Genomic DNA, 13,502 nt, shown 5'->3' on the forward strand with positions numbered 1-13,502 from the left:
CGTTTGTTGTCGAGCATCTGTCGCCAGTTCCTGATTGGTCTAGCACGTTGGACCGAGGGGTCGTCGCGCGAGAGCGTCTCCACCCCAGTTGAAAACAAGCCCACCGACCCAATCCGAAACCGAACCAGGTCGACAGAGCCGCCGTCGCTGCGCCAACCCGTACCGGTTTTCTTCAGCAGCGCTGAAGATCGACGTTACTAAGGCGCGCGCAACTTCGAGTCCCCTCGGGAACCACGAAATTTTACCGCTGGGTAGCCGTGCGGCTCCGGTCCTTTGGCAACCCCTTGTTAAGGCGTCAAGGGGTGATCGGGCCGTTTAGGCCAAGTAGGGCCCCTCGTCGTCAAAGAATGCGGCGGCGCACAATGACGTAGGGGCGGTTAGGTGCTTGAATCAGGGTTAACGCCAGAGTTATGCTGCACTGCAATATAAAACTGACGGAACATGAATCCTCATAGCTACCAGGTGAGCCGCGCCGGCTAGACGCGATGTTCTGGTTTTCTTCAGCACTGACGAGAATCTCTCCAAGACGTTCGTCGGGGTACAGGCGCGAGGTCAGCGCAGCTCCGGCGCTTGGGTAACCATGGGGGCCTCCGGATCGGGGAACGGCGGAGGCGCGGCAGGCGTGATCACCGGCGGCTGCCCGGCGGGCGGCACCGCCAAGGGTGCGGGTGTGATCGTCACGGCGCGCGGCTCCGCGCCGCGCGTGGGCGGCGCCACCGCGGTCTTGACGGGCGGCGTGGACGTACGCGCAGCGACCGGAGCCGGTGCGGAATGCGATCGATCCGGCGCTTTGGCTGCCGCTAGGGCAGCGGTCTGGGGGAGAGGTGGCCGGCTGACGGGCGCCGGCGCGCCGGACGCCACGGAGCCTGCGGGCGGCGGCGCTGGCGCCATCGTAGGTTCTGGACGGGCGGCTTCCCCTCGCCGGCCCCCGAGGACGGCGACAGCCTGGACGACCACCACGAGGATCACCACCACGGCCGCCGCAAGCGGCAGCAGCGGCAGCCTGCGTCGTGGGCGCCGCGTAGCCGGGCGCTGCGGAACGAAGGCCGGTGGCGAGGCCTCCGGCACAGACGCCGCACGCTCAGATGGGATGGGCGCGGGGGCGGTCGCCCGAGCCGCCACAGAAGGCTCGAGCTTTCCCGGAGCGCGGGCGGCGGCCGCTGACGGCTGAGGTTCCTGGGCGTTCGGCGCCGGTTCAGCGAGTGGCGGAGACGCCGGCGCGGCGCGGACCGGGATCAACGAACCAGACAGGATTCCCCGGCCGCCCGGCCGTGCCTGCGCGGCGCGCTGTATCTCGCCTGGCGGCGGCGGCGTTGCGGGCCGTGGCGGCGGCGGTGCGCGGGAGGGCGACTGCGGCAGCGGGCCGATGCGGAACGGCGCCTGCCGCGCGCGGCCCCAGGGGCTGGCGCGTTCGAAGGGGTTGGAAGGCTCGTCCTCGCCTGGGGGCGGCATCGTCAGTTCTCCCGCCCTGGCCAGGCTCGATGCGCGACAACCTGGCCGCAGACTTGGCCGGTTCTGTGACGGTGAATGGCCTCACCGCGACCTGGCCCCGCCCGGCAGGCGCAGCAGATGGTCGACGAATTCCGACGTCGTGGCCGGACTGGCCTTGCTCGATGCGGCCGGCGCAACGATGGTCGCGTCGGCGAAGGCGCACGCGCAGGCCGGGGGTTTGATGCAGCTGTTCGGTAGAGCGCAAGACCAAGCGGTCGCCAAGGGCGACCATGAGATCGCTCCCTTATCGAGGATCCATCGGGCGACGATCCTGCTCTCGCTCGCGATCGCGCTGTTCGTAGACTGCGCCTTCGTGACGGCGATCGTGAGGGACCTGCCCGAGCTGGAGGTCGATTTCACAGTGTTCTGGACCGCGGCGCGGATGCCTTTGAATGCGGTCTACGACGTCGTCGCGATCACCAAGGCCCAGGCCTGGGCGGTCTCGGATCCAACCGTGCTGCGGCCCTTCCCCTACCCCCCCACGTTCCTTTTGTTTCTGCAGCCGCTACGGGCGGCATCGCTCTTGCCCGCATACCTGACCTGGATCGCCATCAGCGCGAGCCTGTATTGCGTGGCGGCGCGGAGCCTTATCGGACGCGCCTGGCCGCTCGTTCTTGCGAGCCCCGCGACGGTCGTGGCGCTGCTGACAGGTCAGGTCACTCTGGTGATCGCCGCCGGACTCATCCTGGCGTTGATCTGGTTGGAATCCCGGCCCCGGCTCGCGGGAATGGTGTTCGGCCTGCTCGCCGCCGCGAAGCCGCAGATTCTCGTGATGGTCCCACTGGCCCTGCTGGCTGGCGGACATCTCAAGGCGCTGTTCACGGCAGGTCTCGTCGGCTTCAGCCTCTGCCTCGTATCGCTTGCGGAGCATGGGCCGCAAACCTGGGCAAGCTGGTTCGCCGCGCTGACGGGGTTTTCAAAGATCGTCGACAGCCGGCCGTGGATCGGGATCACGCCCAAGGCTATCGCGCGCTTGGCTGGTCTCGGGGGACCGGCGCAGATCGGCGTTATGGCCGCCGGCGCCGCGCTTGGCGCATGGCTGGTCGTCGCAGCTTTCAGACGCACGTCGGATCCTGTGGAGCGCCTGCTGGCGCTGATGAGCGGCTACTACCTCGCGACCCCCTATGCGCTGATGTACGAGCTCGCCCTGGTGCAGCCGGCGGCGGTCGCGCTGATGGTCGGACGGTCATCGGCGCTGTCCCGCCTGGCCGGCGTCTTCGCCTTCACAGCTGTCACCCGGCCGCTGGCGGTCGTGATGCTCGTGGCCTGCCGTCTGCCCCTCTGGTTTCGGCCAGCGGGCGCAACGGATCGCGCCAAGGTCGATTGACGCCGCGCCATGAGCCGTTCGATGGGGATCACTGGGAAGGATCACGCTGGCGGCGGGCAGATAGTGGTGCCTGGGGGCGGATTCGAACCACCGACACGCGGATTTTCAATCCGCTGCTCTACCAACTGAGCTACCCAGGCGCACGCCGCCGCTTGCGGGAGCCGGGTCTATAGAAGAGCGCTTATTCGAAGTCCAGACGCCGCGCGCGCCTCAGGCTTCGTCTTCGTCCGAGGCGTCGTCCTCCTCCGACGCGGGTACGGCGTAGGCGCCGACCATCCAGCGTTGCAGGTCGACGTCGGCGCAGCGCTTGGAGCAGAACGGACGGTACTCGGGCTCCACCGGCTTGCGGCATATCGGACATTTAGCCTTGGTCATGAGGCGGCGACCTCGAAGCGCTCACGGGCGAGTTTGGCGTCGGGCACGATGGTGAAACGCGCGCCGACGACGGCGGCGAGCTTCATCGCCAGCGGGCGGGCGGCGTCGGCGATGTCGGGCGATGCGCGCGCGACCAGCCGCGCGCCGGGATTGGCCCGCGCCTCGGCCTCCAAACGACGGATCAGCGCCTGGGCGAGCGCGCGATCGGCTAGCCCGCCATGCGCGCCGCACAGGGAGTCGTGCAACGGCGGCGCGCGGCGTGGGATCGTGAGCTCCAGGGTGCCGAAGCGGCTGATCGGACCCAGAGCGACGCCGGGATTATCCGGCGCGAAAGCCAGGCGCGCCGCCGCCAGCAGCGCCGCACCGTCGTGTCCGCGGCCGACCAGGTCGATGACCACCAGTCCGCCCAAGCCCTTCAGACGCAGCAGGCGGGCGGCTTCAGCGATGGCGACCAGATTGACCTGGCGGGTGACGCGCTTGGCGTCGGCGCCCTTTCGGTCGCCCAGATCGATGTCCAGAGCGGTGAGCGCACGGGTGGGCTCGATGGCCAGCACCCCGCCCCCCGGCAGCGCATGCAAAGTCTGCAGCGCTTCGGCCTGGGCGGCGTCGGCCATGCGGCGCGCGTCGGCGCCGTCGACGATCCTTGCGTTCCGGACCAGGGCCGCAAGCTGGTCGCGAAGCGGCGGCGGCGGATCGAGGAGACGCGGCGCCCCCTGCCCTTCGCCCACCAGCCGCACGACGGCGAGCTTTGCGTGGCGCGCCTCGCTGCGAATCTCGACCTCCAGGACCGAGCCTTCCACGGGCCGCTCGGCCGGCTTGAACGGCAGCATCGCTTCGGCGCCGTCACCAAGGTCGATGAAGGCCGCGCCGATCGCGGCGTCCACGCGTCGGGCGCGACCGACCAGACGTGCGCCCAACGCCAGGCGAAGGTCTTCCTCGTCGCGGCGGATCAGCAGGCGTTCGGGCTTGCCGTCGAGCGTGACGACGCCACGGGTCTCGCCAACGCCCGCATCCAGGTAGAGCCGCCGCTCGCTCATCGGAGGCGATATCCAAGGCCGCCCAGCAAAGCCTGGGTCTCATAGAGCGGCAGCCCGACGATGGCGGAATAGGAGCCATGCAGCTCGATGACGAAGGCGCCGGCGCGTCCCTGGATGGCGTAGCCGCCGGCCTTGCCCAGACCCTCGCCGCAGGCGACGTAGTCCTCGATTTCGCTGGCGCTGAGGCGTTTGACCTTCAGCCGCGATTCGACCAGGCGACTTGCGCCGCGCCCGTCGGGCGCCAGCACGGCAAGACCGGTCAGCACTCGGTGGCCGCGGCCGGAGAGCAACGCCAGGCAGGCTCGCCCCTGCTCGGCCGTCTCGACCTTGGGCAGCACGCGTCGCCCCACGGCCACCACCGTATCCGCGGCGATCACATAGGCGTGGGGATGCAGCGCCGCGACCCTGACGGCCTTGGCGGCGGCCAGCCGCCCGGCGAGCAAACGTGGGGTTTCCTTGGGGAGCGGAGACTCGTCGATCTCGGCGGCCTCGACCGCATCGGGCGCGATCGCAATCTGCCGCAGCAGTTCAAGGCGCCGTGGGCTGGCTGAGGCCAGGACCAGGCGCTGCGTGGTCAAGTTGGGCAAGGCGCCTGGCGACCTTTTAGCGGACGCGGAACGTGATGCGGCCCTTGGTGAGGTCGTAGGGCGTCATCTCGACAAGGACCTTGTCGCCGGCCGAAACCCGGATCCGGTTCTTGCGCATCTTGCCGGCCGTGTGGGCGATGATCTCGTGATCGTTCTCAAGCTTCACGCGAAACGTCGCGTTGGGCAGGACTTCACTGACCGTGCCCGGAAACTCCAACAGTTCTTCTTTCGCCATGCATTCTCCCAAATGGACGCACCTAACGCGAACGGCCCGCGTCCGGGAATCGGTCGCGAGCCGTGCAGATGTCAACGCATCATAGCCCAGGTCACCGCTCCGGGTCGATGGGGCGCCGTATCTTCACGGGTTGGGCGAACCGCTCGGCGATTCGCATCGCCAGCGCGTCGCGCACCTCTCGGTAAGCTGCGAGCCGGGACTCGCGCGTGCCGTCGGCCAGCGTCGGGTCGAAAATTGGCCAATATTCGATCTGCACGGCGCGCCCGCGGGTGAGCTCGACGGCGTGATGCTGGGCCTCGGGGGTGAGCGAGATGACCAGATCGAAGGAGTCGTCCTGCAATTGGGCGAACGATTTGGGATGATGGCGCGCCATGCTGCACCCAAGTTCGGCCATCACAGTCTCGACGAACGGATCGATCACACCCTCGCCGCTCTCCTGCTTCAGGCCGCAGCTGTCGACAAAGATCCTGTCGCCGGCGACGCGCCGCAGCAAGGCCTCGGCCATGGGTGAGCGCACGCGGTTATAGTTGCAGGCGAACAGCACGGCGCCAGGAGTGGGGAAGTTGTCGTTTTGGCCCATGCGCCTCACCCGCGCCAATGCAGGGCGCAAATCAGAGTGAACAGACGCCGCGCGGTGTCGCGATCGGTCTCGATCTTGCCGGCCAGCCGCGCGCGCAGGATCTCGGACGCTTCGTCGTGCAGGCCTCGCCGCCCCATGTCGAGCGCCTCGATCTGTGAGGGCGTCGAGTTGCGGATCGCCTGGTAGTAGCTCTCGCAGATCTGGACATAGTCGCGGATGCGGATGCGCAGGGGCGACAGCGAGAGAATGTGGCGTCGCTCATAGCCCGGGCCGCTGACGTCCAGGACCAGCCGGTTCTCCAGAACGCTCATACGCAGATCGTAGGGACCCTGCTGAGCCCCGTCAGGCTCGAACAGGTTGTCTTCCAGCAGGTCGAAGATGGCGATCTGGCGTTCCTGCTCCTGGTCGCGCGACGCGGCGGCGAGGGATTCCTCGTCGATCTCGACTTTCTGAAGCCGGTTGCTGTCGGTGCGCTCGCCCATGGCGTTCGACCGGTGCGGCAATCCTGCGCCGATTGCAAATGTTGCGTCGCGAGCAACGTCGCCTGACGGATCAAACCCTCCGAATCGGCCGTCCAGCGAATGGATTGCCGCATATCTCGTTAACTGAGCGCGTGAGACAATCCCTCAACGGTCGGTTGAAATCGACCACAGTGCGCTTTGTGAGGTCAGGCTCCGTGAGTCCCACGACCGAGACCACCGCTGACGACGCCGTGCGCGTCGAACCAACGGCCGCCGAGGCCGTGACGCGACTCATGTCGGCTGACGTCGAAGCCGCGATCGAGCAATTCGGCGATCCGGAGCTGCTGGCGCAGGGTAAGGTCAACATCATCGCCCTGGACGCGGTCTATGACCGCTTCGGGCCGAAGTGGAGCCTGCGCTGCGACCAGGTTTACGCCCACGCCGAGCGAACCTTGCAGCGCTTGATGGGCGGACGCGGATTTTACCTGCGGGTGTCGGAGACCGACTTCCTCATCTGTCAGCCCGAATTGAGCCGATTCGGGTGTCAGGCTGCCTGCCTGGTGGCGTTGCGCGAGATCCTCGGCCATTTCCTGGGTGAAGCGCACCTGGCGAACGGCTACGTCCATGAGGTCAACAAGATCTCATCGACCGGGGTCGAGGCAGTAAAGATCAACCCGGCGCTGGCGGCGCGCGCCGCCGCCGAGGAAGCGCAAGCCGAGACGGCCGTACGTCCCGAACCGGCGTCTTTCGTCGAGGCTCCGGCGCCTGAGCCGAAGCCGCAGCCAGTGTTGCGCCGCATCCGCCGCACGATGGACCAGTGGTCTCCGTTCGTCGCCTCTGACGGGCGAGAGCTGCGCGTTTCGTGCACATTGGAGCCGGTGTTCGAACTGAAGAACTACGCCCGCATCGGGTTTCGCCTGGCGCGCCGGGTGCTGGTGACCGGCAGCGACGAGGAGCTGCCCCCCGCGGCGATCGGGCTGCTGTCGCGGGCCGACCTCCTGCGAATCGATCTCGCGACCATCGCGCGGGGCTTGGACCGACTGGACGCCGATGACGGGGCCAAGCTGCAGCCGAGCCTGATCATCCCGGTCTCCTATGTGAGCCTGTCCAGTCAGCGCGGGCGCGATGAGATCGCCAAGGCGTTCAAAGAGGCCAACGACTTCGTGCAGCGCGGGGTGATCTGTGAGATCTGCGACTTGGAAGGCGTACCGCAAGTGGCGCTGCTCAGCGCGGTCTCGCTGATCCGGCCGTTTTCGCTGTTTGTGGTGGGAAGACTGAGCGCGACCCCGCCGGCGCCGGGCGCGCTGTCGCAGCTCAAAGGGTGCGGCCTGCAGGCCCTGTCCGTGGAATGTCCGCCGCACATGGGCGAAGCGGAATTCCACGGCTGGTCAAGGGCGACAATCGACGCGCTGAAACATGTAACCCGATCGGTGCTGGTCTATCGCACCGCATCAGCCAGGGACGCCGGCATGGTCGCGATGCTTGGCGCGACGCACGCCAGCGTCCGGGCCGCCTAGTAGCGGTACGACGCGTAGCTATAGGCGCGTTCTGGCTGGACGTAGGCTCCGTGGACGTAGCCGACGCCGACGCCGTTCTCGCCAACGAGAATCCAGTCCGTCCCGCGCACCCGAGCCAACGCCTGGAAGCGCTCGCCGGCGCGCAGCTGGCCGACCCGCTGGGCGCCGGTCGTCGGCGCCGAGCGCAGGTTCAGGTTGCTGCGTGCAACGAAGCCCGCGCCGTCACGCTCGAAGGGCGCAGGGGCAAGGTTGGACGACAGCCGATAGCCGCGCGAGACATAGGTGGCGTTCGCCGGCGCATAGCCGCCGTAGCCGTAAGCGCTGCGGACTTGATCCGTGCGCTGCATCTTGCAGCCGATCGCCGAACCGGCGGCGGCGCCAGCCACCGCGCCGATCGCCGTCCCCGTTCCGCGGTCGTTCCTGGCCAGGTTGCTGCCGGCGACAGCGCCCAGCAGGGCCCCGATGACCGCGCCGCCCGTCTGCTTGGACCCCGGCGCATCGCAACCGATCACCGGCTGGAGGTTGCCGCCGAAAGCTTGCGCCGAAGCGGTGGAGCCTGCGTTGAGCGCCAGGCGCCCGCGATCACCGCGACAGCCGCGCCACCGACCCGATTGGCGGATTTGGAATTGTGCATGGACCTACTCCCGTCTGCATTTGCCTTGGGGCCTGAACCCCGATGGCCCGCAAACTAGAGGTCGCCGCCTGAATGGGTTCGGAGAGTCACAGTCAGCCGCCGTTCAGCTTCGCGGCGCGATCCGCCGAGGGCCGGACGCAGAGAGTCCGACGCAGAGATTCAGGCGCGGGCTTGAGCGGCCTGGCGGAATGAGACCAGACGGCGCGCGCCTTCGTCCCACAGAGACAGGCGCGCATAGGCGAAGCTCTCCCAGAGGCCCACGCGGCTCACCGCGCGCAGCTCCGGGAAGTCGTTCAGCACCTTCGGCAGCCGATAGAACGGAATCCGACTGGACAGGTGGTGGACGTGATGCACGCCGATGTTGGCGGTGAACCATCGTAGCACCGCTGGGAGGTCGTAATGCGAGCTGCCTTGCAACGCTGCGTCATCGCGCCGCCAGTCCGCGTTGCGGGCCCAGATCGCGCCTTCGAACTGGTGCTGGACGTAGAACAACCACACCCCGACCGTGGCGGCGAGCAGCATGGTGAGGACATTGACCATCAGCACCGGCGCCGGTCCGAACATCCAGATGAGTGCGCCCAAGCCGACGGCGGCCGCGGCGCCGTTGCCCAGCACGCTGGCCCACGGTCGCCAGCCGCGACGCATCATGCCAATCGGCAGGCGCTGCATCAGGAAGAACACAAACGCCGGCCCCAGGCCGAACATCACCAGCGGGTGGCGGTACAGGCGGTAGCCCAGCCGGCGCACCGGCGTCAGCGCCTGATACTCCTCGACAGTGAGCATCTCGATGGCGCCCAGGTCGCGCCGATCGAGGTTGCCGGACGTCGCGTGGTGGATCGCGTGAGTCTGGCGCCAATAGTCGTACGGGGTGAGCGTGAGCACGCCGATCGCTCGGCCCAGCCAATCGTTGGCGCGCTTATCCTGGAAGAACGAGCCATGTCCGCAATCGTGCTGGATCATGAACAGCCGCACCAGGAACGCAGCGGCCGGGAGCGTGAGCAGCAGCGCCGCCCACCACCAGCCACGTTCATGCAGGGCCCAGGCCAGAGCCCAGAGCGTCGCGAGCGGCACGGCGGTGATCAACACCTCGATCACGCTGCGTGCAATACTGGGCTCGCGATAAGGCGCAAGCTTTCGATGCCATGCTTCTGAGGGTGTGGCTTGGGAGGTCACGGGATGCGTCCGGTCACTGTGGATGACGTCAACTACCTCTAAAGGTGGGCGGGTTCGAGGCGCATCGACGTCTACTGGTCGCCACCGTCGAAGCGTGCCTCGACGCCCAGCCGAAGCGCGGCCGAGAGGGCGTGGGCCGGCAGCCCCTCTGCGGTCGCCAGCGCGATCGTGTGCGGCCCGAGCTCTGCGAAACCGGCGGGGCCGCAGTTGACTATCGAGGTGCGCTTGAGGAAGTCGTACATCGACAGGCCTGACGAGAATCTGGCCGCGCGGCTTGTCGGCAGTACGTGGTTGGAACCTGCAACGTAGTCGCCCAAAGCTTCAGGCGTGTGACGGCCCAGGAAGATCGCGCCAGCGTGCCGCACGCGGTCGGCCAATCGCTCCGGCGCGTCCATCGCGAACTCGACGTGCTCGGGTGCGATACGATCGACGAGGCCGGGAGCGGCGTCGAGCGGCGCGATGATCACCGCGCCATGGTCGCGCCACGACGCCGCAGCGTCTGCACCCGTGGCCAGCCTGGTGAGTTCAAGGGCGATGGCGGCCTCGACAGCGGCGGCGAAGGCCTCGCTGTCGGTGATCAGAATGGATTGGGCTCCGGGATCATGCTCGGCCTGCGACAGCAGATCGGCGGCGATCCAGCGCGGATCATTGGCCGCATCGGCGACCACCACGATCTCGGAGGGTCCCGCCAGGGCGTCGATGCCGACGACGCCATAGACCTGGCGTTTGGCCGCGGTGACGAAGGCGTTGCCCGGCCCGACGATCTTATCGACGGGGCGGATGGGGCCCGCGCCGAACGCCAGCGCCGCGACCGCTTGTGCGCCGCCGACCCGCCAGATCTCAGAAATGCCGGCGTGCTGGGCGGCGGCCAGCACCGCCGGCTGCACCTTGCCCGGCGGCGTGACCATGGCGATGCGCCCGACCCCGGCCGCCACCGCGGGTATGGCGTTCATCAGGACGGTGGAGGGATAGGCTGCACGTCCGCCAGGGACATAGATTCCCACCGCGTCGAGCGGGGTCCAACGCCAGCCCATCGTGACGCCGGCAGCGTCGACGAAGCTGGCGTCGGCCGGCCGTTGGCGTTGGTGATAGGCGCGGATGCGCTGGGCGGCGAAGGCGATGGCGTCGACCACCGCAGGCTCGCACGCTGCGGCTCCCGCGGCGATCTCGTCGGAGCCGATGCGGATCGATCGCTCGTCCAGTTCGACGCGGTCGAATTCGCGCGCGTAGCGTAGCAGGGCTGCCAGTCCCTCGTTGCGGACTGCGGTCAGGACGCCGCGGACGATGTCGTCGACTTCCTGCGGCGCCTCGCGGCGCTCGTCCAGGAAAGCGGCGAAAGCCGGGTCGAAACCCGGATCGGAGATGCGGAAGCGGCGCATGGCGCGGTGTTTAGCGGGCCTGGTGCGCTAACGCCATCATGTCTCGTGCGCCGGTTCGCTGCGGGTCGGCCACGGCGTGGAAATGTCCGCCAGGATGGCGTCGATGCATTCCACCTCAGCGCGCAGGTCGCCCCCGCCGGCGAAGCTGATCACCACCGAGCCGCTCGGCGCATCGCCGACCTCGAAGTGCACGGAAAGCAGCTCCACGACCGCCTGCCTGGCGCCGCGGCGGATGCGGCGAGCCTGGAGCAGTGAAACGCCGCCGAGCTGCAACGCCGAGCGGACCCGCTCGCCGCCGCCGGATTCCCACCGATACCGATTGAAAACGATGGTCAGGCGGCGTTCGCGCGGCTCGTAGGCGATATCACCGACCTTGGCGACAGCGTCCTGAAGCGCCGCCGAGATCACCGCCAGATCGTCTTCGTCCATGGCGAGCAGACGCAGGGTCGTTGAATCCGAACCTGGCATGCGGATCAGTCCTCGGGCTCGCCGTCGCCGACGATGCGGCGCACCTGCGCGCCACACGCCCCGAGCTTTTCTTCCAGCCGCTCGAAGCCGCGGTCCAGATGATAGACGCGGTTGACCATGGTCTCGCCGCGCGCAGCCAGCCCCGCGATCACCAGGCTCACCGAAGCCCGAAGATCGGTGGCCATCACCGGCGCCCCTTCGAGAGCGTCGACGCCCCGCACCCTCGCCTCCCCGCCCGATACCGTGATGTCGGCGCCGAGCCGGCGCAGTTCAGGGGCATGCATGAAGCGGTTCTCGAAGATCGTCTCGCGCACCACGCTCTCGCCGTCGGCCAGGGTCATGAGAGCCATGAACTGGGCCTGGAGATCCGTCGCGAAACCCGGATAGGGGTCGGTTTCGATCTCCACGGCCCGCAGCCGCGCACCGTTGCGCTTAACGGTCACACCATCGTTGTGGCGGGTGACCTCGGCGCCGGCCTCGGTCATCTTGTCGAGCAGCGCCTCGATGAGGTCTGCACGGGTGTTGGTGAGCCTGACCTCGCCCCCGGCCATGGCCGCGGCGAGCGCATAGGTGCCAGTTTCGATACGATCGGGGATCACCGAATGGGAGGCTCCGCCCAGGCGGGCGACGCCTTTGATGCGGATGGTCGGAGTACCGGCGCCCGAGATGCTAGCGCCCATCTTGTTCAGGCAATCGGCGAGGTCGACGATTTCCGGCTCACAAGCGGCGTTCTCGAGCACCGTCTCGCCATCGGCGAGCACGGCGGCCAGCAAGGCGTGTTCGGTCGCGCCCACCGAGACGAACGGAAACGAGATGGCTGCACCGCGCAGACCGCGCGGCGCCTGGGCGTAGACGTAACCCTCGTGCAGGTCGATCTGTGCGCCCAGGGCCTCCAGCGCCTTCAGATGCAGATCAACGGGCCGCGCGCCAATGGTGCAGCCGCCGGGCAGCGATACCTTGGCCTGCCCCGTTCGCGCCAACAGAGGGCCGAGCACATTGAAGGACGCGCGCATCTGGCGGACCAGATCATATGGCGCGATGGCGCTGACGATCTCTTTCGTCCGAAGCACTGTCTCGGGCCCATCGACGCCATCGCTCTCGACGAGATCAGCGCCCAGTCGTTGCAGCAGCCGGCCTAGGAAGCGCGTGTCGGCGAGCCGCGGCATGTTCGTCAGCCGCAGCGGCTCGTCCGTGAGAAGGCTGGCGGCCATCAGCTTGATCGCCGAGTTCTTGGCGCCGCTGATCGGGATTTCCCCCTCCAGCCGAACGCCGCCGGTGATGGCGATACGGTCCAAATCAGTTCCTCGATCGATGATGTGGGCGCGGGCGGCGCGCGGATTCATCACCGCAGCGCATCGCAGTGTCCAGCGTCGGTCGCGATTTAGGCCTAGCCGTGCGGATCACGAAGGCGTTTCATCCGCCGGACGCCCGATTTTCGCCGCCGGCGGCCCGCCGCTTACCTTGCGGCGGCGCAGATTCGCGCGCAGCGCCAGCGCCAGCTTCTCACGGCGCGGGTCGAGGCGGGTCTTCACAGTCGGGGGCTGACACTTCACCCGCACAGGCTTGCGACGGGCCGGCAATGGCGTCAAGCAAGCACCCGCCGTCGATTTCGCTTCACGGCGCGGTCGGCTTTGGCTATAGCCCGCGCCTCGCCTTTTCGCCGCCGTAGCTCAGTGGTAGAGCGCATCCTTGGTAAGGCTGAGGTCGTGGGTTCGATTCCCCCCGGCGGCACCATGGCTCCCTCGCGCGATATCGCGCGCAGGGCGGGCTTGGCGGGGCGCACCAGCTTCAGTTCTCCTCCCTCCCCGGCGCCTCCTTTGACTGAGCCAGCGCCGTCGCCCGCGACATTGTGCACAAGCGCTGCAACTGGCGACGCGCCAAGGGGTTGAGTCACCGAACGCTTTACAAGGCCACAGGAGGACTCAAGTCCCATGCCGACCCGCAGCTCAGACACGGATCGCTCTTTCACCCATGGCTCCAGCGCCTCCACCGCCGATATGGCTGTCGAAGGAAAGCCGAGCCTTGAGGATCGCCACATTCAGACGCCGCACGCCCGCAAGGCGGAGCCGCTGGCCGACGACGAGAAGCACGATCAGCTAGCGGACAAAGAAGCCGCGTCCGAAGATCGCCAGGAAGCCCTGCTCGACGAGGCGATCGAGGAAAGCTTCCCCGGCAGCGACCCCATAAGCCCCAGTCACATCACCTGAGCTTGGCGCAGGCGGGGATGCTTGCTTGCTA

At 67.9% G+C, this 13,502-nt stretch carries 15 protein-coding genes and 2 tRNA genes; 4 read left to right on the forward strand and 13 right to left on the reverse strand.

What is annotated here, in order from left to right; translation table 11 throughout:
* Positions 1-552 precede the first annotated feature (552 nt).
* Positions 553-681 carry a hypothetical protein gene (locus Q8M88_RS05795; RefSeq protein ID WP_305595299.1) on the reverse strand — a complete coding sequence of 43 codons (129 nt, stop codon included), beginning with the start codon at positions 679-681 and terminating at the stop codon, positions 553-555.
* Between the two features lie 910 nt (positions 682-1,591).
* Between Q8M88_RS05795 and Q8M88_RS05800 the strand changes: the two genes are divergently transcribed.
* Complete coding sequence (locus Q8M88_RS05800; RefSeq protein WP_305595301.1) at positions 1,592-2,818, forward strand: glycosyltransferase family 87 protein; 1,227 nt, start codon at positions 1,592-1,594, stop codon at positions 2,816-2,818.
* A 64-nt stretch (positions 2,819-2,882) separates the two neighbouring features.
* On the opposite strand, the gene Q8M88_RS05805 is transcribed toward Q8M88_RS05800, so the two are convergent.
* The 7 genes from Q8M88_RS05805 to Q8M88_RS05835 form a co-directional block, all read right to left on the reverse strand.
* Positions 2,883-2,958 (reverse strand) — tRNA-Phe (locus Q8M88_RS05805).
* Positions 2,959-3,028: 70 nt separating this feature from the next.
* Positions 3,029-3,193 (reverse strand): DNA gyrase inhibitor YacG, encoded by a 165-nt coding sequence (locus Q8M88_RS05810; RefSeq protein WP_305595303.1) that lies wholly within the window; start codon positions 3,191-3,193, stop codon positions 3,029-3,031.
* Positions 3,190-4,230 (reverse strand): ribonuclease E/G, encoded by a 1,041-nt coding sequence (locus tag Q8M88_RS05815; protein WP_305595305.1) that lies wholly within the window; start codon positions 4,228-4,230, stop codon positions 3,190-3,192. Before Q8M88_RS05815 ends, Q8M88_RS05810 begins: the two co-directional genes overlap by 4 nt.
* On the reverse strand, positions 4,227-4,808 hold the full coding sequence (locus Q8M88_RS05820) for a nucleoside triphosphate pyrophosphatase (RefSeq protein ID WP_305595307.1): 582 nt from the start codon (positions 4,806-4,808) through the stop codon (positions 4,227-4,229). Before Q8M88_RS05820 ends, Q8M88_RS05815 begins: the two co-directional genes overlap by 4 nt.
* 25 nt (positions 4,809-4,833) lie before the next feature.
* Positions 4,834-5,052 carry a translation initiation factor IF-1 gene (gene infA, locus Q8M88_RS05825; RefSeq protein ID WP_111458197.1) on the reverse strand — a complete coding sequence of 73 codons (219 nt, stop codon included), beginning with the start codon at positions 5,050-5,052 and terminating at the stop codon, positions 4,834-4,836.
* A gap of 91 nt (positions 5,053-5,143) precedes the next feature.
* Positions 5,144-5,632: a low molecular weight phosphatase family protein gene (locus tag Q8M88_RS05830; RefSeq protein WP_305595314.1), complete on the reverse strand. Its 489-nt coding sequence runs from the start codon at positions 5,630-5,632 to the stop codon at positions 5,144-5,146.
* Between the two features lie 5 nt (positions 5,633-5,637).
* Positions 5,638-6,114, reverse strand: coding sequence for a UPF0262 family protein (locus Q8M88_RS05835; protein WP_305595363.1), 477 nt, complete (start codon positions 6,112-6,114; stop codon positions 5,638-5,640).
* A gap of 194 nt (positions 6,115-6,308) precedes the next feature.
* Between Q8M88_RS05835 and Q8M88_RS05840 the strand changes: the two genes are divergently transcribed.
* A complete protein-coding gene (locus Q8M88_RS05840; RefSeq protein ID WP_305595316.1) occupies positions 6,309-7,610 on the forward strand; it encodes a hypothetical protein in 1,302 nt (433 codons plus the stop codon).
* Here the strand turns inward: Q8M88_RS05840 and Q8M88_RS05845 are convergent.
* From Q8M88_RS05845 to murA, 5 genes are all read right to left on the reverse strand, one after another.
* Entirely contained in the window at positions 7,607-8,122 is a 516-nt protein-coding gene (locus tag Q8M88_RS05845) for an SH3 domain-containing protein (protein WP_305595321.1), read from the reverse strand. The two genes, Q8M88_RS05840 and Q8M88_RS05845, sit on opposite strands and share 4 nt — an antisense overlap.
* Positions 8,123-8,403: 281 nt before the next feature.
* The gene (locus Q8M88_RS05850) at positions 8,404-9,339 is read right to left on the reverse strand and encodes a fatty acid desaturase (RefSeq protein ID WP_305595324.1); all 936 of its coding nucleotides are present in this window, start codon (positions 9,337-9,339) and stop codon (positions 8,404-8,406) included.
* Between the two features lie 149 nt (positions 9,340-9,488).
* The gene (hisD, locus tag Q8M88_RS05855) at positions 9,489-10,796 is read right to left on the reverse strand and encodes a histidinol dehydrogenase (protein WP_305595326.1); all 1,308 of its coding nucleotides are present in this window, start codon (positions 10,794-10,796) and stop codon (positions 9,489-9,491) included.
* A gap of 36 nt (positions 10,797-10,832) precedes the next feature.
* Positions 10,833-11,264, reverse strand: a complete 432-nt coding sequence (locus tag Q8M88_RS05860; protein WP_305595328.1) for a DUF2948 family protein — start codon at positions 11,262-11,264, stop codon at positions 10,833-10,835.
* A gap of 5 nt (positions 11,265-11,269) precedes the next feature.
* Positions 11,270-12,559: a UDP-N-acetylglucosamine 1-carboxyvinyltransferase gene (murA, locus tag Q8M88_RS05865; RefSeq protein WP_305595330.1), complete on the reverse strand. Its 1,290-nt coding sequence runs from the start codon at positions 12,557-12,559 to the stop codon at positions 11,270-11,272.
* A 364-nt stretch (positions 12,560-12,923) separates the two neighbouring features.
* Here murA and Q8M88_RS05870 point away from each other — a divergent pair.
* Positions 12,924-12,998 (forward strand) — tRNA-Thr (locus tag Q8M88_RS05870).
* A gap of 197 nt (positions 12,999-13,195) precedes the next feature.
* The gene (locus Q8M88_RS05875; protein WP_305595332.1) at positions 13,196-13,471 is read left to right on the forward strand and encodes a hypothetical protein; all 276 of its coding nucleotides are present in this window, start codon (positions 13,196-13,198) and stop codon (positions 13,469-13,471) included.
* The last annotated feature ends 31 nt before the right edge of the window (positions 13,472-13,502 follow it).

The organism is Phenylobacterium sp. (assembly GCF_030693805.1).
Classification (GTDB): Bacteria; Pseudomonadota; Alphaproteobacteria; order Caulobacterales; family Caulobacteraceae; genus Phenylobacterium.

Coding starts and splice junctions, on each gene's coding strand:
- Q8M88_RS05860 (WP_305595328.1), bottom strand. CDS start 11,264: ATGCCAGGTTCGGATTCAACGACCCTGCGTCTGCTCGCCATGGACGAA.
- Q8M88_RS05835 (WP_305595363.1), bottom strand. CDS start 6,114: ATGGGCGAGCGCACCGACAGCAACCGGCTTCAGAAAGTCGAGATCGAC.
- Q8M88_RS05815 (WP_305595305.1), bottom strand. CDS start 4,230: ATGAGCGAGCGGCGGCTCTACCTGGATGCGGGCGTTGGCGAGACCCGT.
- Q8M88_RS05810 (WP_305595303.1), bottom strand. CDS start 3,193: ATGACCAAGGCTAAATGTCCGATATGCCGCAAGCCGGTGGAGCCCGAG.
- Q8M88_RS05830 (WP_305595314.1), bottom strand. CDS start 5,632: ATGGGCCAAAACGACAACTTCCCCACTCCTGGCGCCGTGCTGTTCGCC.
- Q8M88_RS05875 (WP_305595332.1), top strand. CDS start 13,196: ATGCCGACCCGCAGCTCAGACACGGATCGCTCTTTCACCCATGGCTCC.
- infA (WP_111458197.1), bottom strand. CDS start 5,052: ATGGCGAAAGAAGAACTGTTGGAGTTTCCGGGCACGGTCAGTGAAGTC.
- hisD (WP_305595326.1), bottom strand. CDS start 10,796: ATGCGCCGCTTCCGCATCTCCGATCCGGGTTTCGACCCGGCTTTCGCC.